General features: G+C 65.7%; 17 protein-coding genes. 15 read left to right on the top strand and 2 right to left on the bottom strand.

Annotation, left to right across the window (positions count from 1 at the left end; translation table 11 throughout):
• The first annotated feature begins 203 nt into the window (after positions 1 to 203).
• Positions 204 to 851, top strand: a complete 648-nt coding sequence (locus E3O45_RS17730; RefSeq protein WP_134444353.1) for a ScbR family autoregulator-binding transcription factor — start codon at positions 204 to 206, stop codon at positions 849 to 851.
• Positions 852 to 895: 44 nt separating this feature from the next.
• On the top strand, positions 896 to 2,119 hold the full coding sequence (locus E3O45_RS15715) for a CynX/NimT family MFS transporter (protein WP_134444354.1): 1,224 nt from the start codon (positions 896 to 898) through the stop codon (positions 2,117 to 2,119).
• Positions 2,120 to 2,128: 9 nt separating this feature from the next.
• On the opposite strand, the gene E3O45_RS15720 is transcribed toward E3O45_RS15715, so the two are convergent.
• Positions 2,129 to 3,073: an ROK family protein gene (locus tag E3O45_RS15720; protein WP_134444356.1), complete on the bottom strand. Its 945-nt coding sequence runs from the start codon at positions 3,071 to 3,073 to the stop codon at positions 2,129 to 2,131.
• Positions 3,074 to 3,211: 138 nt separating this feature from the next.
• Here E3O45_RS15720 and E3O45_RS15725 point away from each other — a divergent pair, with 138 nt between their 5' ends.
• From E3O45_RS15725 to E3O45_RS15770, 10 genes are all read left to right on the top strand, one after another.
• Positions 3,212 to 4,156: a sugar-binding transcriptional regulator gene (locus tag E3O45_RS15725; protein WP_092450038.1), complete on the top strand. Its 945-nt coding sequence runs from the start codon at positions 3,212 to 3,214 to the stop codon at positions 4,154 to 4,156.
• A gap of 62 nt (positions 4,157 to 4,218) precedes the next feature.
• Entirely contained in the window at positions 4,219 to 5,247 is a 1,029-nt protein-coding gene (deoC, locus tag E3O45_RS15730; RefSeq protein ID WP_134444357.1) for a deoxyribose-phosphate aldolase, read from the top strand.
• A gap of 8 nt (positions 5,248 to 5,255) precedes the next feature.
• A complete protein-coding gene (locus tag E3O45_RS15735; protein WP_134444359.1) occupies positions 5,256 to 6,791 on the top strand; it encodes an aldehyde dehydrogenase family protein in 1,536 nt (511 codons plus the stop codon).
• Positions 6,788 to 7,651, top strand: coding sequence for an aldehyde dehydrogenase family protein (locus E3O45_RS15740; protein WP_134444360.1), 864 nt, complete (start codon positions 6,788 to 6,790; stop codon positions 7,649 to 7,651). The genes E3O45_RS15735 and E3O45_RS15740 overlap by 4 nt, the downstream gene beginning before the upstream one ends.
• Before the next feature lie 54 nt (positions 7,652 to 7,705).
• Positions 7,706 to 9,193, top strand: a complete 1,488-nt coding sequence (locus tag E3O45_RS15745) for an SDR family oxidoreductase (protein ID WP_134444362.1) — start codon at positions 7,706 to 7,708, stop codon at positions 9,191 to 9,193.
• Positions 9,194 to 9,338: 145 nt separating this feature from the next.
• The gene (locus E3O45_RS15750) at positions 9,339 to 9,899 is read left to right on the top strand and encodes a GDSL-type esterase/lipase family protein (RefSeq protein WP_134444363.1); all 561 of its coding nucleotides are present in this window, start codon (positions 9,339 to 9,341) and stop codon (positions 9,897 to 9,899) included.
• Positions 9,900 to 10,017: 118 nt separating this feature from the next.
• Positions 10,018 to 10,998: a DUF2207 domain-containing protein gene (locus tag E3O45_RS15755; protein WP_134444364.1), complete on the top strand. Its 981-nt coding sequence runs from the start codon at positions 10,018 to 10,020 to the stop codon at positions 10,996 to 10,998.
• Positions 10,998 to 11,333 carry a DUF6804 family protein gene (locus E3O45_RS15760; RefSeq protein WP_241985402.1) on the top strand — a complete coding sequence of 112 codons (336 nt, stop codon included), beginning with the start codon at positions 10,998 to 11,000 and terminating at the stop codon, positions 11,331 to 11,333. Before E3O45_RS15755 ends, E3O45_RS15760 begins: the two co-directional genes overlap by 1 nt.
• A gap of 320 nt (positions 11,334 to 11,653) precedes the next feature.
• Positions 11,654 to 13,840 (top strand): DEAD/DEAH box helicase, encoded by a 2,187-nt coding sequence (locus E3O45_RS15765; RefSeq protein WP_134444366.1) that lies wholly within the window; start codon positions 11,654 to 11,656, stop codon positions 13,838 to 13,840.
• Between the two features lie 166 nt (positions 13,841 to 14,006).
• Positions 14,007 to 15,035 carry a 6-phosphofructokinase gene (locus E3O45_RS15770; protein WP_092450022.1) on the top strand — a complete coding sequence of 343 codons (1,029 nt, stop codon included), beginning with the start codon at positions 14,007 to 14,009 and terminating at the stop codon, positions 15,033 to 15,035.
• A 39-nt stretch (positions 15,036 to 15,074) separates the two neighbouring features.
• On the opposite strand, the gene E3O45_RS15775 is transcribed toward E3O45_RS15770, so the two are convergent.
• Positions 15,075 to 15,329, bottom strand: a complete 255-nt coding sequence (locus E3O45_RS15775; protein ID WP_092450016.1) for a mycoredoxin — start codon at positions 15,327 to 15,329, stop codon at positions 15,075 to 15,077.
• A 73-nt stretch (positions 15,330 to 15,402) separates the two neighbouring features.
• Here E3O45_RS15775 and E3O45_RS15780 point away from each other — a divergent pair, with 73 nt between their 5' ends.
• The 3 genes from E3O45_RS15780 to E3O45_RS15790 are packed head-to-tail and all read left to right on the top strand — an operon-like array spanning position 15,403 to position 17,394.
• The gene (locus E3O45_RS15780; RefSeq protein ID WP_134444367.1) at positions 15,403 to 15,876 is read left to right on the top strand and encodes an 8-oxo-dGTP diphosphatase; all 474 of its coding nucleotides are present in this window, start codon (positions 15,403 to 15,405) and stop codon (positions 15,874 to 15,876) included.
• On the top strand, positions 15,869 to 17,065 hold the full coding sequence (locus E3O45_RS15785) for an inorganic phosphate transporter (protein ID WP_241985403.1): 1,197 nt from the start codon (positions 15,869 to 15,871) through the stop codon (positions 17,063 to 17,065). Before E3O45_RS15780 ends, E3O45_RS15785 begins: the two co-directional genes overlap by 8 nt.
• Positions 17,062 to 17,394 carry a peptidase gene (locus E3O45_RS15790; RefSeq protein WP_134444371.1) on the top strand — a complete coding sequence of 111 codons (333 nt, stop codon included), beginning with the start codon at positions 17,062 to 17,064 and terminating at the stop codon, positions 17,392 to 17,394. The genes E3O45_RS15785 and E3O45_RS15790 overlap by 4 nt, the downstream gene beginning before the upstream one ends.

The following is a 17,394-nucleotide window of genomic DNA, read 5'->3' on the forward strand; positions in this document are numbered from 1 at the left end:
AACGCAAGGTCTCGAAATGGCCCGCCAAACGCTTCCACCACGCCCACTGGCCACAACCCGGTCACGAGCCAGAAATCACCATTCAAGTGCTTAACTGAACGGTATTGCCCCAAAAGGGGGTACCGTCAAGGCCCTCGGGGGGAGTCGATGCGGGTCGTTGGCCCCGGGTATTCTGGAAACTCGCGCATTTCCCGGGGGATCCAATGTCACAACAAGTACGAGCGATCGAAACGCGTGCCGCGATCATTCGCGGCGCAGCAGCGGCCTTTGAGCAACGCGGTTACGGGAGCACGTCCCTGGCCCAGGTCAGCAGCGCCGCTGGCGTCACCAAGGGCGCCCTGTATTTCCATTTCGATTCCAAGGAAGCCCTCGCCGTCGCGATCATCGACGCGCAGCACGTGGCGTCGGCGGCGGCCGGCCAGAAGCTCCTCGATGACAACTATCCCGGTTTGCACGCCCTCGTCTCGATGTCCTACGAGCTCGCCCGGCAGCTCCGCGACGACCTCGTCGTGAGCGCCGGTGTCCGTTTAACCATCGAAGCGGTGAATTTCTCCACCCCGGTGGCCGGTCCGTACCTCGACTGGATGGTCGCCTGCGAGGAATTCCTCCGCCGGGGGATCGCCTCCGGCGACGTCAACCCCGCGCTGGACGTGGGCGCGGCCGCGCACTTCTGCACCGCGGCCTTCACCGGCGTGCAGGTCGTCTCCGACGTATTGACCAAGCGGGCAGACATTGACCAGCGTCTCACCGAGATGTGGGCCATGCTGCTGCCGGCCCTCGTTGCTCCCGGCCGCTGGGATGATCTGAAAGACCTGCCGGAGCGCATCCGGCGGGAGCGCGCGGGGCTGTAACCGTCGCATCCGCTCGGCTGAACCTCGCCCCCTAGACTGACCGAGTGACTACCGCAACCCCCAGCCCCCTCTGGCCGGGACGCGGCCTGGCCCTGCTGGGCATCATTCTGGTCGCTGCCAATCTCCGCAACGCGGTGACCGCCCTCTCGCCCATCGTCGCCGAGATCAACGTCGATATTCCGCTCGGGGTGGTAGCTCTCGGCGTGCTCGGCATGCTTCCGCCGGTCTGCTTTGCCGTGTTCGGTATCTTCACCCCCATGATCACCCGCCGCCATGGCCTCGAACTGCCCCTCGTGCTCGCTCTCCTGGCGATTCTGGTCGGTCATTTCACTCGCGGGTCATCCGGCTCGATCACCATGCTCATTATCGGCAGTGTCATCGCCTTCGCCGGCCTCGGCGTTGGCAATGTGCTCCTGCCGCCGCTGGTCAAGAAGTACTTTCCGGACCGGATCGGCCTCGTCACGTCCCTCTACGCCACAGTGATGTCGCTGAGCACCCTCGTTCCTCCGCTCATCGCCGTTCCGGTAGCGGATGCCGCGGGCTGGCGAATCTCGCTCGGCATGTGGATGCTGCTGGCTCTGCTGGCGCTAGTGCCGTGGATCACGATGCTCCTGCGGCACCGCACCGAGCAATCGCCGAGCCCCGTCGTCGATGAGGCCGATGCGGCCATTCTCGGTCGACTGTGGCGATCCTCGATCGCCTGGGCCATCGCCGGCGTGTTCGCGACCTCGTCGCTCAACGCCTACGCCATGTTCGCCTGGCTGCCTCAGCTCCTCGTCGAGACCGCGGGGGCGACTCCGGGCGAGGCGGGGACGCTTCTCGCGGTCTACGCCGGCATGGGAATCCCGTGCGCCCTGATCATTCCGATCCTCACCGCCCGCCTGAAAAATATCGGCCCGCTCGTCTACGTGGGCGTATTCGCGTTCGTAATCGGCGATCTGGGGCTACTGTTGCTGCCGGCGACCCTGACCTGGCTCTGGGTGTCGCTCGCCGGCCTGGGACCCATGTTTTTCCCGCTGGCTCTCGTGCTCATTAATCTGCGCACCCGCACCCACGCCGGTGCGGTCGCGCTCAGCAGCTTCGTGCAGGGCATCGGTTACACCCTCGGTGCACTGGGCCCGCTGGTTTTCGGCCTGTTGCACGAACTGAGCGGTGGGTGGACCTGGCCGATGGTCTTCCTCCTCGTAACGGCGCTGGTCGTGCTTGTCGCTGGAGCGGTGATCGGTCGACCGCACATGCTCGAAGACGACCTGGCACGCTCCCGCTGAGCCAGCCGGCTACGGCACCAATTCCCCGCGGTGAATCAGCGCTGCGGCGCCGATCAGCGGGCCGTCGCCCGAGAGGGTCGAATGCACCACGCGCACCCAGGTGGCGTAGGCGAATTGCACGCGTTCCAGGATCGCTGCGCGAGCGAAATCCAGCAGGTCGGGAGTGACATTCGAGAAGCCACCACCGATGGCGACCACGTCGAGGTCGAGCAGCGTCGCTGCCGAGGCGATTGCCTGGCCGAGGGCCCGGCCGCTGCGCTTTACGGCCAGAATCGCGATCGGGTCGGCGGCCGCGTAGGCCGCCGCCAGGTCCTCGCCAGACTCGCCGGTGAAGCCCTGAGATCTGGCCCAAGCGACGGTTTTCGGCCCGGAGGCGATCGCCTCGATGCAGCCGGTTCCGCCGCAGGCGCAGGCATCCAGGAAGCCGCCGACCTCGATGTGGCCGATATGACCGGCATTTCCGGTGGGACCGGACACCGTGACGCCGCCGAGAATCAGGCCGCCGCCGACACCGGTCGACACGATCATGCCCATCAGGTTGTCGACGCCGCGGCCCGCGCCCACCCAGTGTTCGGCCAGGGTGATGCACAGGCCGTCCATGCGCAGCCGCACATCCCGACCGGGAACCAGCTCGGCCACGAGCTCCTGGAGCTCGAACTCGCGCCACACCGGCAGATTGAGCGGCGACACCGCCCCCGAGTTCAGGTGAATCGGCCCGGCGCAGCCAATGCCGACGCCGATCAGCGGAGAGCCCGGCGGCACGCTCGCGAGGGTTGCCAGAATGACAGTTCTGACAGCGGATGCGAGCTGCTCACTGGTCGCGCTGGCCCCGGTCGGCGCGCGGTGCCGACTGCTTGGAAGCACCGTACCTCGGTCGTCCACGAGTGCAGCTTCGACCTTGGTTCCTCCAACGTCGACGGCGAGAACGTACTCGAGAGCTTCATTGGCGCGCATGCTCTGATCGTATGGGATGGGTTCGCTCAACGCGCCCAGCGGAGGCTCCTGCTCAAAAGAGCAAGATCGCCTACAGCTGTTGATTCGCGCGTCGGGCCCACGTAGGCTGGACTCAACCGATTGGACCGCGAACCGTATATGAGCGACACCGACGAACTCCTCTCCATCCGCGCGGCCGAGCTGTACTACGAAGAAAACCAGACCCAGGATGAGATCGGCGTGATTCTGCGCCTCACCCGCTGGAAGGTCGGCCGGCTGCTCGCGAGCGCTAAGGCGAACGGCTTCATCCGCATCGAAATCGTGCACCCGCGCGCCCGCCGGCTGCCGATCGAACGACGGCTGCGCGAATCGACCGGTCTGACCGATGCCATTGTGGTGTCCTCCGCCGGGGTGTCAAGCGACGCCGAGCTGCAGTCGCGCACCGCACAGGCCGCCGCCGACTATCTCACGAGCCTCCGCCCGATTCCGCGCACGCTCGGCATTAGCTGGGGTCGCACCCTGCACGACGTGTCCCTGCACCTCAAACAGGGCTGGGCGCCGGGGGTGAACGTGGTGCAGATCAACGGCGGCGTCAGCCTGAATCAGCGCACCGGCACCGCGGCATCCACTGCGGTGACCATCGCGCACAAGGCTGACGGCTCGGCCACCCTGCTGCCGAGCCCCGCCATCTTCGAACGTCTCGAAACCAAACAGGCGATGGAAGCCGACCGCACGGTTGCCGGGGTGCTCGCCCTGGCCCGCAACGCCCAGGCCTACGTCTTCAGTGCGGGGCAGGCGGATGCGAATTCCGCCCTGGTCGACAGCGGCTACCTGACGGTCGCCCAGATCGACGACCTCGTGGCGCGCGGCGCCGTCGGCGACGTCGTCGGCCGCTACATCGACCACAACGGCCGAATCGTCGACCCCGAACTCAACGAACGCACGGTCGGCATCCAACTCGACCAGTTGCGCCGAGCTCCGCTCACCATCGCCGTCATCTCCGGACGCTCCAAACACGCCATCGCCCGCGCCGTCGTGCGCAACGGGCTGTGCACCGTTCTGGTGACCGACGAAGACACCGCGAACGCCCTCCTCCAAGACTGAACATCTGTGACCCATAACACCAGTGCCACCGCACAGCACGTATATGCCCAGAAGGACACCCCATGACCAGTAGCCCCTTGGCCACCTACCAACCCGATCAGCGCGCCGCCGCGTTGATCGGCGGGGAGGCCACCGACGCCAACCTGCGCCGGTACCTGCACGGCATCCCCGGAATCGACGCCGTCGGCCTAGAAGCCCGCGCCGCCGACCTCGGCACCCGCTCGATCAAGACCAGCTCCAAGCGCTGGGCGATCGACACCATCATCGGACTGATCGACCTCACCACCCTCGAGGGCGCCGATACCCCCGGCAAGGTGCGTTCACTCGTCGCCAAGGCGCTGGTACCCGATCCGGGCGACCCCGGCTGCCCGCGCGTCGCTGCGGTCTGCGTCTACGGCGACATGGTTGGCACGGCCGTCACCGCGCTCGGCTCCGCCCACGCCGCCGGCGGCACCGAGGGAGCCGGTGTTCAGCGGGTACATGTGGCCGCCGTCGCCACCGCTTTCCCCAGCGGCCGCGCCTCGCTCGCCATCAAGCTCGCCGATGTGCGCGACTCGGTCGCCGCCGGCGCCGACGAAATCGACATGGTCATCGACCGTGGCGCCTTTCTGGCCGGCCGCTTCGGCCAGGTCTACGACGAGATCGTCGCGGTGAAAGACGCCTGCCGCCGCGCCGACGGATCGGTGGCCCACCTCAAGGTGATCCTCGAGACCGGCGAGCTGAACACCTACGACAACGTGCGCCGCGCCTCCTGGCTGGCCATTCTGGCCGGCGGCGACTTCATAAAGACCTCCACCGGCAAGGTCGCCCCGGCCGCAACGCTGCCGGTGACGCTGTCCATGCTCGAGGTCGTGCGTGACTGGCACCGCCTCACCGGCGTGCGCATCGGCGTGAAGCCGGCCGGCGGCATCCGCACCTCGAAGGACGCCATCAAGTACCTCGTGACCGTCGCCGAAACGGTGGGAGAGGAGTGGCTCGTGCCGCACCTGTTCCGCTTCGGTGCCTCCAGCCTGCTGAACGACGTGCTGTTGCAGCGCCAGAAGATGACGACCGGGCACTACTCCGGCCCCGACTACGTGACGATTGATTAGGAACGACCATGAAATTTCTTGACTACGCTCCGGCCCCCGAGTCGCAGGCACTGCTGGACCTCAAAACCGACTATGGCCTGTTCATCAACGGTGACTTCACGGCCGGCCGCGGCACCCCGTTTCAGACCATCAACCCGGCCACCGAACAGCAGATCGCCATGATCGCGACCGCCAACGAAGCGGATGTCGACGCCGCCGTCTCGGCCGCCCGGCACGCCTACGACGGGGTCTGGTCCCGCCTGTCCGGCAGCGATCGGGGCAAGTATCTGTTTCGCATCGCCCGCCTGGTGCAGGAACGCGCCCGCGAACTCGCCGTCGCCGAAACCCTCGACAACGGCAAACCGATCAAAGAGACCCGCGACGTCGACATTCCCCTCGTCGCCGCCTGGTTCTTCTACTACGCCGGCTGGGCCGACAAGCTCGATCACGCCGGAGTAGGCCCGAACCCGGCCTCGCTCGGCGTTGCCGCCCAGGTCATCCCGTGGAACTTTCCGCTCATGATGCTCGCCTGGAAGATCGCCCCCGCCCTCGCCGCGGGTAACACCGTCGTGCTCAAGCCCGCCGAAACCACCTCGCTGACCGCGCTGTTGTTCGCTGAGATTCTGCAGCAGGCCGACCTGCCCGCCGGTGTCGTGAACATCATCACCGGTGATGGCAGCACCGGGCAGACGCTGGTCAACCACCCCGGCGTCAACAAGGTCGCCTTCACCGGTTCGACCTCGGTCGGTCGGGCCATCGCCCGTTCCGTCGCCGGAACCGACAAAAAGCTCAGCCTCGAGCTCGGCGGCAAGGGCGCCAACATCGTCTTCGACGACGCCCCGATCGACCAGGCGGTCGAGGGGATCGTGCGCGGTATCTTCTTCAACCAGGGTCACGTCTGCTGCGCCGGCAGTCGCCTGCTCGTGCAGGAAAGCATCCACGACGACGTCATCGACCGGCTCAAGCGCCGCATGCAGACTTTGCGCCTGGGCGACCCGCTCGACAAGAACACCGACATCGGTGCCATCAACAGTGCAGAGCAGCTCGCCCGTATTCGCGAACTGTCCGAGCTGGGTCAGCAGGAGGGCGCCGAACGCTGGAGCGCCGACTGCGTCATCCCCGAGAACGGTTTCTGGTTCGCGCCGACTATCTTCACCAACGTGTCCACCAGCCACCGCATCGCGCGCGATGAGATCTTCGGCCCGGTGCTCTCGGTGCTCACCTTCCGTACCCCGGCCGAGGCCATCGCCAAGGCGAACAACACCCCGTACGGTCTCTCCGCCGGAATCTGGAGTGACAAGGGCAGCCGCATCCTGGCCGTCGCCGACAAGCTACGCGCCGGCGTGATCTGGGCGAACACCTTCAACCAGTTCGATCCGTCGAGCCCGTTCGGCGGCTACAAGGAGAGCGGCTACGGCCGTGAGGGCGGCCGCCACGGCCTCGCTGCCTATCTCAAGCCCGCCGTGCGCACCGGCTCGCGGTCCGCCGCCGCCGTTGTGCAGCAGAGTCCCGCCACCGCATCCGCCAGCAAGAAGTCAGCATCTGCAAAGAAGGCCGCCAAGTGAACCGCCTCGCCATCCCCAAGACCTACAAGCTGTACATCGGCGGCAAGTTTCCGCGCAGCGAATCCGGCCGCGTCTATGAGGTGCTCTCGCACAAGGGCGAGTTTCTGGCCAACGCAGCCAAGGGCAGCCGCAAGGATGCCCGCGACGCGGTCGTTGCCGCTCGCAGCGCTCTCGGCGGCTGGGCCGGCGCCACGGCCTACAACCGCGGCCAGGTGCTGTACCGCATCGCCGAACTGCTCGAGGGCCGTCGGGCGCAGTTCATCGACGAGATCATGAGCAGCGAGGGCGTCAATGCCGCAGCGGCGAGCGCCCAGGTCGACGAAGCCATTGACCGCTGGGTTTGGTACGCGGGCTGGGCCGACAAGTACGTGCAGGTCGCCGGCAACGCCAACCCGGTCTCCGGCCCGTTCTTCAACCTCTCGGTGCCCGAACCCACCGGCGTCGTGGCGATCATCGCGCCGCAGGGCACCGAATCGCTCCTCGGACTGGTCAGCGCTATCGCCCCGGCCCTCGTCGTTGGGAACACCGTCGTCGTCGTCGCCAACGAGACTGCGCCGCTGTCTGCGATCAGCCTCGGCGAGGTGCTCGCCACGAGTGATGTGCCTGGTGGAGTGGTCAACATCGTGACCGGTTCGCCAGCTGAGATCGCGCCCTGGCTGGCCAGCCACGCCGACGTCAACGCCCTCGACCTCGTTGGAGCCGGCGACCTGGATTGGGTCGAGCTGCAGATCAGCGCCGCCGACACGCTCAAGCGGGTGCTCCCGCCCGAGACGGGAACGGATGCCGCAGCACCGGCGTTGTCCCGCATCCTCGCCTTCACCGAACTGAAGACGGTCTGGCACACCAAAGCTATTCTCTGATTCGGTTCCGGGGCACTCAGCAGGGGGTCAAGCGGACGGGATAAACTCCGCCTCATGACCTCACGCAGAGCACTTGTCACCGGTGCGACCGGTTACATCGGCGGACGCCTCGTACCCAAACTCCTCGAAGCCGGCTTCACGGTGCGCGTGCTCGTGCGCACCCCGTCGAAGCTGCGCGATGTGCCCTGGTCTGATCAGGTGGAAATCGTGCAGGGCGACCTCGGCGACGCCAAATCGGTGCAGTCCGCCTGCGCCGATATTGACGTGCTCTACTACCTCGTGCACTCGATGGGTGCGGCCGGTGATTTCGAGAAGACCGAGCACATCGCAGCCGAAAACGTTGCCAAGGCCGCCGCTGCAGCGCACGTGTCGCGCATCGTCTACCTCGGCGGGTTGCATCCAGACACACAGACGCTCTCGGCCCATCTGCGCTCCCGCATGGAGGTCGGCCGCATCCTGCTCGACAGCGGTGTACCGACCACGGCCTTCCAGGCCGGCGTCGTTATCGGCTCCGGCTCGACCTCGTTCGAGATGATCCGTCACCTCACCGACGTGCTTCCCTGCATGCCGGCGCCCAAGTGGGTGCGTAACCGTATCCAGCCGATCGCCGTGCGCGATGTGCTCTACTACCTGCAGGCGGCGGCTGATCTCCCCAGTGAGGTGAACCGTACCTTCGACATCGGCGGCCCCGACGTGCTGCGCTACGACCAGATGATGAACGGCTACGCCCTCGAGGCCGGCCTCAAACATCGGGCGATTATCGCCCTGCCGGTGCTCACCCCGTGGCTGGCCTCACAATGGGTGAACCTGGTCACACCGATTCCGCGCAACCTCGCCATTCCCATCATCGCGTCGCTGCAGTATGACTGCGTCGTGCACGAGAGCGACATCGATCAGTACATTCCGCAGCCGGACGGCGGCCTCACCGGCTACCGGCGGGCCGTGCGCCTCGCCCTGGGCCGCATGCGCGACGGAGACGTGGAGACCAGCTGGCGCAACTCCTCGATCGAGGGCGCTTCCAGCAACCCGCTGCCGAGCGACCCGAACTGGGCCGGCCACGCCGTCTACACAGACCTGCGGGAGAAAACCACCCCGGCCGATCCGGCAGCGCTCTGGCGAGTCATCGAAAGCATCGGCGGCGAGAACGGCTGGTATTCCTTCCCGCTGGCCTGGGCCGTGCGCGGCCTGATGGACAAGGCCGTCGGCGGTGTGGGCCTGCGCCGTGGCCGCCGCAATCCCGACCACCTGCACACCGGCGAGGTGCTCGATTTCTGGCGGGTGGAGCAGATCGACCACGGCAGCTTTCTGCGGTTGCGCGCCGAAATGCGCTTACCCGGTCGGGCCTGGCTCGAAATGAGCGTCATACCAACGGATGCCGGCGGCTCGCTCTACCGCCAGCGCGCGGTCTTCTTTCCCCGCGGACTCGGTGGACGGCTGTACTGGGCGTCGATCTTCCCGTTCCACGGCATCATCTTCGAGGGCATGGCGACCCGCATCACGGCGACGGCCGCGGCCGAACGCGTGGCGAAAGACGAGGCCTAGGAGCGGCTTTCCCTGGCGGTGGTTTCTCGCTCCCACCACGACTGATCCGGCGGGTAGATGTGTCGATAAATCGTGCGTATACTCTGGGAATTCTGGCGACTCGGCCCGGTTCGGGGCATGATGGTTAACAGATAGGAGGCCTACTATGACAGTTTCACTCGCCTTTCTGGGCGACGGCCTCACCGCAAATGGTCAGTGGGAAGAGTGGTTTCCCGAGTACGTGGTGCACAATCTCGCTGCCAGCGGCAATACCACCGATGAGATTATTTCACAGCTTGATCAGGTGATTGAGTTGCGGCCCGACGCCATTGTGATCGGGGTCGGCACCAACGATCTCGGCTGGCGCAAATCCGACGAATATGTCGTGCGCAACCTCGAAACCATCCTGCACACGCTGCGCCGTGCCCTGCCGGAGACCCGCATCATGGTGCAATCGGTGCTGCCGCGCGACCGGGACTTCGCCGGCACTATCCGCTCGATCAACCGGCACGTCTGGCAGTACGCCCCCACCCAGCACGTGCAATATCTCGACCTGTGGCCGGCCCTGGCCCTGCCAGACGGTGAACTCGACCCGACCTTCGGCATCGACCGGCTGCACCTGAACGAGGCCGGCTATGCCGCGTGGCTGGCCGAGTTGCGGCCGGGGCTGGAGATGCTGTTCGAGCGACCGCCGTCGACGACGTCGATTCCGATTCAGCACGCCTGAACTTTTCGGGACTGAGCTTTTCGGGACTGAAATGTTTGGGACTGAGCTGTTCGGGACTGAACTGTTTGGGACTGACCCGCGCTGCGGGCGGCTCAGTGCGGCTCGGTAGAGTGGACTCATGCTCCGATCGGTTCGCCCCGCACGTGTCCTGACCCTCGGTGGGCTGGTCGTCGGTGCCGCCGCTAAAGCGATGGCCGCACAATTCATCAGCTTCGCCGTGCGCGGTAACGTGCGCATTCTCGATGCCGACGACAAAAAGAATCACTTTCTGCTGGAATTCGTGCACGCCGACGGCGTCGATGAGACCGAAAGCCGCATTCTCGGCAAACTTTTTCCCGGCTTGCGGCCCGGCGACCAGCGCGACCTGAAGAAGAAGAGCGTTTCGCTCAGTAAGGCCCTGCAGAAGGAACGGCTGGCGACCCGCGCCGAATCGCTGCGGCTGGGCGTCAGGAAAAAACAAAACGATGGGCTGCGGGTCTGGCTGTTCCTGCTGGCCAGCGTGAGCGCCCTGGCCGCCGGAGTGGCGAGTCTCGAGGCCGTCATCACCGTCGTGGGCGGTTTCTGGCCGCTGCTGTTCATCGTGCTGGGCATCACCACCGCGGTGGTCACCTTCGTTTGTGCCGGAAATCTGCGACCGCTCACCGACAGCGGCGCTGAACTGCGTGACTATTTGAAAGGCGTCAAGTTGTATATAGGTCTTGCCGAAGCCGATCGACTTCGTGTTCTGCAGAGTCCGGAGGGGGCCGTGCGGTCGGTCTACCGGCCGGAGAACGGTCGTCCCGATCTGACCAGAGCCACCATCACAGCGGATGCTCCCTCCGTTCAGATCGTGAAACTCTACGAGCGCGTACTGCCGCTGGCCATACTGTTCGGCCAGGAGAAGGAATGGTCGAAGGTCCTGGGCGGGTATTACGGGGAGAGCGGCACCCAGCCCGACTGGTATCTGGGAACGGGAATGTTCCAGGCCGCGCTGTTCGCCGGTGCTATCAGCAGCTTCTCGGCGTCCTCTGCCGCGTCGTGGTCGGGCAGTGCCACCAGCTCGTCAACCTCGGGCGGTGGCGGCGGGTTCTCCGGCGGCGGCGGCGGAGGGGGCGTCTGATGGGCACGCCAGTCGAACCGACCTTCACCCGCTCTGCCCTCGCACCGGGTCTGCTGGGGGCGATCGTCCTGCTCGCCGGCCTAGCCCTGCTGGACAGCGAGAGCTTCATCATCATCCGCTACACCGTCAGTATCCTCGCGCTCATTATCTGCGTCTTCGTGCTTCAGGCGCGGTCCTGGTACTGGCTGATCGGCCTCGTGCCGATGGCGATTCTGTGGAACCCTGTCGTGATTCTCGACGTCAGCGGTCAGGGCTGGGTCTCGGCCCAGTTCATCGCCGCGATCATTTTCATCGCCGTCGGCCTGCGCACCAAGGTGCCGGTTCGCAAGAATTGAACGGGGGCGTAGACTACTAGCGCGTTGAGAGAACTGGGTCAGGTCTCTACTGTGCGCTCGTCGGCGATGGCCGTACTCGTTGAATCAGTACCTGTAGAGGCGCGTGATTCGACGGCACCACCGCTGCGACAGCATCCGCTTGACCGCGAGTTTTGTGTGAAGATCGCGACCCGTGCTGTGTTTCGTGAATCGTTTGTTCCTGAGAACTCATCAGAACGATTGGCGGGGTGCAGCGTTCCGGCAACACCTGGATGCCGTGACCGGCTCGCGTGGACGGATACAGCCGGTACCCGTACCGTGCTGCTTTTGAGTGGAGAACAATGGCTTATACCCGCACCGATGCCTCGGGCAGCCGGAACAACCTCGGCCGCGGCGGTGTCACCCGCAATCGGGCCCACCCGCGTTCGCGTGACGACGACGCGCCGATCATCCCGATTCTCGCCCGCAAGGTGCGCGAGGTCGAGGCGAAGGCGCAGTCCGGTACCAAGCTCGGGCCGACCAACCGCACCAAGTATCAGGTCATCGCCCTGCTCATGCGCGAGGAACGCGCCAGGGTCAAGGGCGATAAGGAGCTCTCCGACGCCAATCGGGCCGAGCTGCTCAAACGCCTCGACGGCATTGCCCAGATTCTGGCCAAGACCGCGGCTCGCGATACCAGCCTGATCACCCTGCTCGAACCCGATGCCGGCGTCTCCACCGTCGCGCAGCGTTTTCGCCGGGACTGGCTGCTTGAATCCGGTGCCGAACTGAGTCCGGACGAACTCATCATCACCCGCGAACCCGAAGCCAAACCGGTCGTGCTGCAGAACCAGGTCGTCCCGCAGTCGGTGAAGGCCCGGCAGCTGGCCAACCCCTTCCTCGCCCCCGACTTCAGTGCAGCAGCCCAGCCGATCGTGCACCCGCGCCGGCTGGCCAATTGGGAACTGCTCGGTCCCCTGTTCAAATCGTTCGAGTACGGTTCGGGCGGCCAGGCCGCCAGCATGGACATGCCGGAAGCCCCCAAGCTTGACCGACTGTCGCCGAACGGTATGGAGCTCATGCGGCACCAGGCCCGGTTCATCGAGAGCGCTCGTCTGGGCCACCGCAGCTATCTGCTCGCCGATGAGCCGGGCCTCGGCAAGACGGCGCAGAGCCTGCTGGCAGCATCCGTTGCCAACGCCTACCCGCTGCTGGCCATCGTGCCCAACGTCGTCAAAATGAACTGGGCCCGTGAAGTGGAAATGTGGACGCCGAACCGGCGTGCCACCGTCATCCACGGCGATGGTGACAGCCTGGACGCCTTCGCCGACGTGGTCGTCGTCAACTACGACGTGCTCGACCGGCACCTGGCCTGGCTGGGCACCCTCGGCTTCAAGGGCATGGTCGTCGACGAGGCCCACTTCATTAAGAACCTCGCCTCCCAGCGCTCCAAGCACGTACTCTCGCTGGCCGACCAGATTCGCCGCCGTACCCCGGGCGGCAACCCGCTGCTGATGGCCCTGACCGGAACGCCCCTGATCAACGACGTCGACGACTTTCGGGCCATCTGGCAGTTCCTCGGCTGGATCGACGGCGACAAGCCGGCCCCCGCACTGCTGAAACGCCTCGAAGAGACGGGCCTCACGCCCGCCGACATGGGTTTTTACAAGGAAGCTCGCGCCGCCGTGATCGACATGGGCATCGTGCGTCGCCGCAAGATCGACGTCGCCGCCGACCTGCCGGCCAAGCGCATCGCCGACCTCCCGGTCGAGCTCGACGACGACCTCGGCCGCTCCATCCGCCAGGCCGAACGGGAACTCGGTGCCCGGCTGGTCATCCGGTACCGCGCACTCGTCGCGGCCCGGCACACCGGCTCTGGCGGCCCGGCCGTTCCCGATGAGGACCAGCGGGATGCCTACATTCGCGCCGTCGCGCACGCCGAACTCGAAGATTCCAAGGGCCAGAGCACCGGTGAAAACGTATTCACGATGGTGCGCAAAATCGGTCAGGCCAAGGCCGGTCTCGCAGCCGACTACGCGGCCCAGCTGGCCCGGTCGGTCGGTAAGGTCGTGTTCTTCGCCAAGCACATCGATGTCATGGACACCGCTGAGGAGATCTTCGCCAAGCGTGACCTGAAAACGGTGTCGCTGCGCGGCGACCAGAGCGCGCTTGCCCGGCAGGCAGCAATCGACTCCTTCAACAACGACCCCGACGTTGCGATCGCGGTCTGTTCCCTCACCGCGGCCGGCGTCGGCGTCAACCTCCAGGCCGCGTCGAACGTTGTGCTGGCCGAGCTTAGCTGGACCGCAGCCGAGCAGACCCAGGCCATCGACCGGGTGCACCGCATCGGGCAGGATGAGCCGGTCACCGCCTGGCGCATCATCGCCGCGCACACCATCGACGCGCGCATTGCCGACTTGATCGGAAGCAAGCAGGGCCTGGCGGCTCGAGCACTGGATGGTTCGCAGGAAGAGTACGCCGCGGCCGATTCGGTGCAGGAGAGTGCTCTGATCTACCTGCTCACCCAGGCCCTCGACGGAAAACTATAAGGCCCTGCGCGACTGACCGGACCGGATGCGATTTGAGCCGTGCCCGGTCAGGCAGCATGATTGTCAAGCGTGCATCGTTGATGCGCTTGTTCTGACATTGAATGGTGGCGCGCGTTGCGTCATGATCAATCGACCGTATTCGCCCAGCTACCAAGATCGGCCAGCAATGAAGATCGGCATCCTTACCAGCGGCGGCGACTGCCCCGGACTCAACGCGGTCATTCGCGGCGCTGTGCTCAAGGGCGTGCGCACGCACGATTTCGAGTTCGTCGGAATTCGCAACGGGTGGCGCGGCTTGGTGCAGAGCGAGTTCATGCCGCTCGACCGGCACAGCGTTCGCGGGCTCTCTCGCCAGGGCGGCACCATTTTGGGTAGTTCCCGCACGAACCCGTTCGAGGGGGAGAACGGCGGACCGGAGAACATCCAGCGCACGCTCGATGAGAACGGCATCGACGCCGTGATCGCCATCGGTGGAGAGGGCACGCTGACCGCCGCGCATCGCCTGACCGAGGCCGGCCTCAATATCGTCGGCGTGCCCAAGACCATCGACAACGACCTCGAAGCCACCGACTATTCCTTCGGCTTCAACACGGCCGTCGAAATCGCCACCGAAGCCATCGATCGGCTGCGCACCACCGCCGAATCCCACGGCCGCTGCATGGTGGTCGAGGTGATGGGACGCCACGTCGGGTGGATCGCCCTGCACTCCGGCATGGCCGGCGGCGCCCACGCCATCCTCATCCCGGAACAGCCGAAGTCGATCGAACAGATTTGCAACTGGGTCGAGCACGTGCGCGACCGCGGCCGGGCCCCCGTCATCGTGGTCTCCGAGGGCTTCCTGCTCTCCGGTATGGAGGAGGCGCACTCCACCAAGGGGCTGGACGCCTTCAGCCGTCCCCGCCTCGGCGGAATCAGTGAGGTCATCGCGCCGCTGATCGAAGAACGCACCGGCATCGAGAGCCGAGCGACCGTGCTCGGTCACACCCAGCGCGGCGGCGCCCCCTCGGCATACGACCGCGTGCTCGCCACCCGACTCGGCATGGCCGCCGTCGACGCGATCCACAATTCGCAGTGGGGCTCGATGGTGTCACTGCGCGGCACCGAGATCGTCGTCGTGAGCATCGCCGCCGCCACCATCGGTCTCAAGCGCGTCTCACCGGCCCGCTACGACGAGGCCGCCGTACTGTTCGGTTAGCCGCGCGGGCTCGCCCAGGGCGGTCAGGCCTGGTCAGGTTCAGGCGAGTTTGGCCTGAACCTGTGCCAGCGACGGATTCGTCGCCGCTGAGCCGTCGGGGTACAAAATCGTCGGCACGGTTTGGTTGCCGTTGTTGAGGCTCATGACGAGCTCCGACGTGCCGTCAACCCGTTCGATATTCACCTCGGTGTAGCCGATTCCGACGCTGTCGAGCTGCTTCTTCAATCGTTTGCAGTAACCACACCAGTCGGTCGTGAACATGGTGATGGTTCCGGTAGCTGGTAAAAAGTCCATGTTCGGAGCTTATCCGAGCTGCCTCCCAACCAGCTCCACGCGCCTTCTGTTCAACAAGCATTAAGATGAGGCAATGACTTTGCCCCAGGTATGCGTGTGCTACCTCACTCGACTATCTCCCGAAGGCAACCGACAGGTCCTGCTGGGGCGCAAGAAGAAAGGCCTCGGCATGGGAAACATCGTCGGGCTGGGTGGCAAACTCGAAAGCGGCGAAACCGCAGTGGATGCTGCGGTGCGCGAAATCGAGGAGGAGTCGTCTCTCGTGGTGGCGGCATCCGCTCTTACCGAACTGGGGCTGCTCACCTACCTGTTTCCCCACCGCGAGGAGTGGAGCCAGGAGTCGACCGTCTTCGTCTGCGACCAGTGGTCGGGAACACCGCGGGAATCCAACGAGCTGAACCCCCTCTGGTTCGATGTGGCGACCCTGCCGGTCGATGAGATGTGGGACGACGCCCGCCATTGGCTGCCCGGTGTTCTCAACGGTGTGTCCGTGCGCGCCACCTTCACCTTCGGCGCCGACCTGGAGAGCGTGGTGTTCCGTGCCTGATTTCAGCCTCATTATCGTGCTGGTCATCGCCCTGGCCCTCATCTTCGACTTCACCAACGGCTTTCACGACACGGCGAACGCCATGGCCACCCCGATCGCGACCGGCGCCATGAAACCCAAGGTCGCCGTCGGTATCGCTGCGATTCTCAACCTGGTCGGGGCATTCCTGTCGACCGAGGTCGCCCGCACAATCTCGGGCGGCATCATCAAGGAGGGCGACGGCGGGGTGCTGATCACCCCCGAGCTGATCTTCGCCGGTCTGATCGGCGCAATTGTCTGGAACCTGGTCACCTGGCTAATGGGGCTGCCGTCGAGCTCCAGCCATGCCCTGTTCGGCGGTCTCATCGGCGCCACCATCATCGGTGTCGGCACCCAGGCCATCGACTACAACGTTGTCGCCGCGAAGGTCATTCTGCCCGCCCTGATCGCGCCCGTGATCGCCGGCGTCATCGCCCTCGTCGCCACTCGCCTCGCCTATACGATCACTCGCCGGGACGTCGGTCAGCCCGACGGGCGCGGCGGCTTTCGGTACGCGCAAATCTTCTCCTCCTCCCTCGTAGCCCTGGCCCACGGCACCAACGATGCGCAGAAGACGATGGGCGTGATTACCCTGACCCTGATCGCCGGTGGATTTCAGGCCGTTGGCAGCGGGCCAACGTTCTGGGTGATCGCCGCCTGCGCGCTGGCGATCGCGATCGGCACCTACACCGGCGGCTGGCGCATCATCCGCACCATGGGTACCGGATTGACCGAGATCAAGCCAGCGCAGGGCTTTGCCGCCGAAACCAGCACCGCCGCGACCATCCTGGCCTCGAGCCACCTCGGCTTCGCACTCTCCACCACCCAGGTCGCCTCCGGTTCGGTGATCGGCTCCGGGCTCGGCCGCCGTGGCTCGACGATTCGCTGGGGCATGGCCGGACGCATCGCGCTCGGCTGGGCTATGACGTTGCCGGCCTCGGCCATCATGGGTGCTTTCGCGGCCGGGCTGGCCTTGCTCGGCCCGATCGGCATCGTGCTGGACATGGTGATTGGCACCATCGTGATCATGGCCCTGTTCCGCTGGTCTCGGCGCAATCGGGTCACTCACCACACTCTGCTCAACGACATCGATGATGCCGGCCGGGTGGTCAGGATCAGGAAAACGCCGCGTCGCCCCACTCGTTCCGACCGCAGGAGGGTGTCGCTGTGATCGACTGGGTGGCTTTCCTCATCGTCTCCACTGCGTCGCTCGTCTCGGCGGCACTGGTGGTGAGCCTCTACTCGCTCGGTCTGCGCCTGCTCACCACGGCCGGCCGCATCCCCCTGGTCGAGCCGTACGAGTTCACCGGCGCGATTACCGTGCTGAGCCCCAAAAAGGCCGCGAAGCAGGTCAAGCGAGCGCGCAAGGCTGCCGCGGCGAACCCGCTGTCGGATGCCCAGAAGCGGTTGGCCCTCTACGCCGGCTACGTCTGCTTCACCCTGTGCGCGGCCGCCGTGCTCTACGGCGTCTACCTGATCGTGCCCGTCCTGCACGTCTAA

Origin of the sequence: Cryobacterium sp. TMS1-20-1 (assembly GCF_004402355.1) — a bacterium.
GTDB lineage: Bacteria > Actinomycetota > Actinomycetes > Actinomycetales > Microbacteriaceae > Cryobacterium > Cryobacterium levicorallinum.

Coding starts and splice junctions, on each gene's coding strand:
- E3O45_RS17730 (WP_134444353.1), top strand. CDS start 204: ATGTCACAACAAGTACGAGCGATCGAAACGCGTGCCGCGATCATTCGC.
- E3O45_RS15720 (WP_134444356.1), bottom strand. CDS start 3,073: ATGCGCGCCAATGAAGCTCTCGAGTACGTTCTCGCCGTCGACGTTGGA.
- E3O45_RS15725 (WP_092450038.1), top strand. CDS start 3,212: ATGAGCGACACCGACGAACTCCTCTCCATCCGCGCGGCCGAGCTGTAC.
- deoC (WP_134444357.1), top strand. CDS start 4,219: ATGACCAGTAGCCCCTTGGCCACCTACCAACCCGATCAGCGCGCCGCC.
- E3O45_RS15735 (WP_134444359.1), top strand. CDS start 5,256: ATGAAATTTCTTGACTACGCTCCGGCCCCCGAGTCGCAGGCACTGCTG.
- E3O45_RS15745 (WP_134444362.1), top strand. CDS start 7,706: ATGACCTCACGCAGAGCACTTGTCACCGGTGCGACCGGTTACATCGGC.
- E3O45_RS15750 (WP_134444363.1), top strand. CDS start 9,339: ATGACAGTTTCACTCGCCTTTCTGGGCGACGGCCTCACCGCAAATGGT.
- E3O45_RS15755 (WP_134444364.1), top strand. CDS start 10,018: ATGCTCCGATCGGTTCGCCCCGCACGTGTCCTGACCCTCGGTGGGCTG.
- E3O45_RS15760 (WP_241985402.1), top strand. CDS start 10,998: ATGGGCACGCCAGTCGAACCGACCTTCACCCGCTCTGCCCTCGCACCG.
- E3O45_RS15765 (WP_134444366.1), top strand. CDS start 11,654: ATGGCTTATACCCGCACCGATGCCTCGGGCAGCCGGAACAACCTCGGC.
- E3O45_RS15770 (WP_092450022.1), top strand. CDS start 14,007: ATGAAGATCGGCATCCTTACCAGCGGCGGCGACTGCCCCGGACTCAAC.
- E3O45_RS15775 (WP_092450016.1), bottom strand. CDS start 15,329: ATGGACTTTTTACCAGCTACCGGAACCATCACCATGTTCACGACCGAC.
- E3O45_RS15780 (WP_134444367.1), top strand. CDS start 15,403: ATGACTTTGCCCCAGGTATGCGTGTGCTACCTCACTCGACTATCTCCC.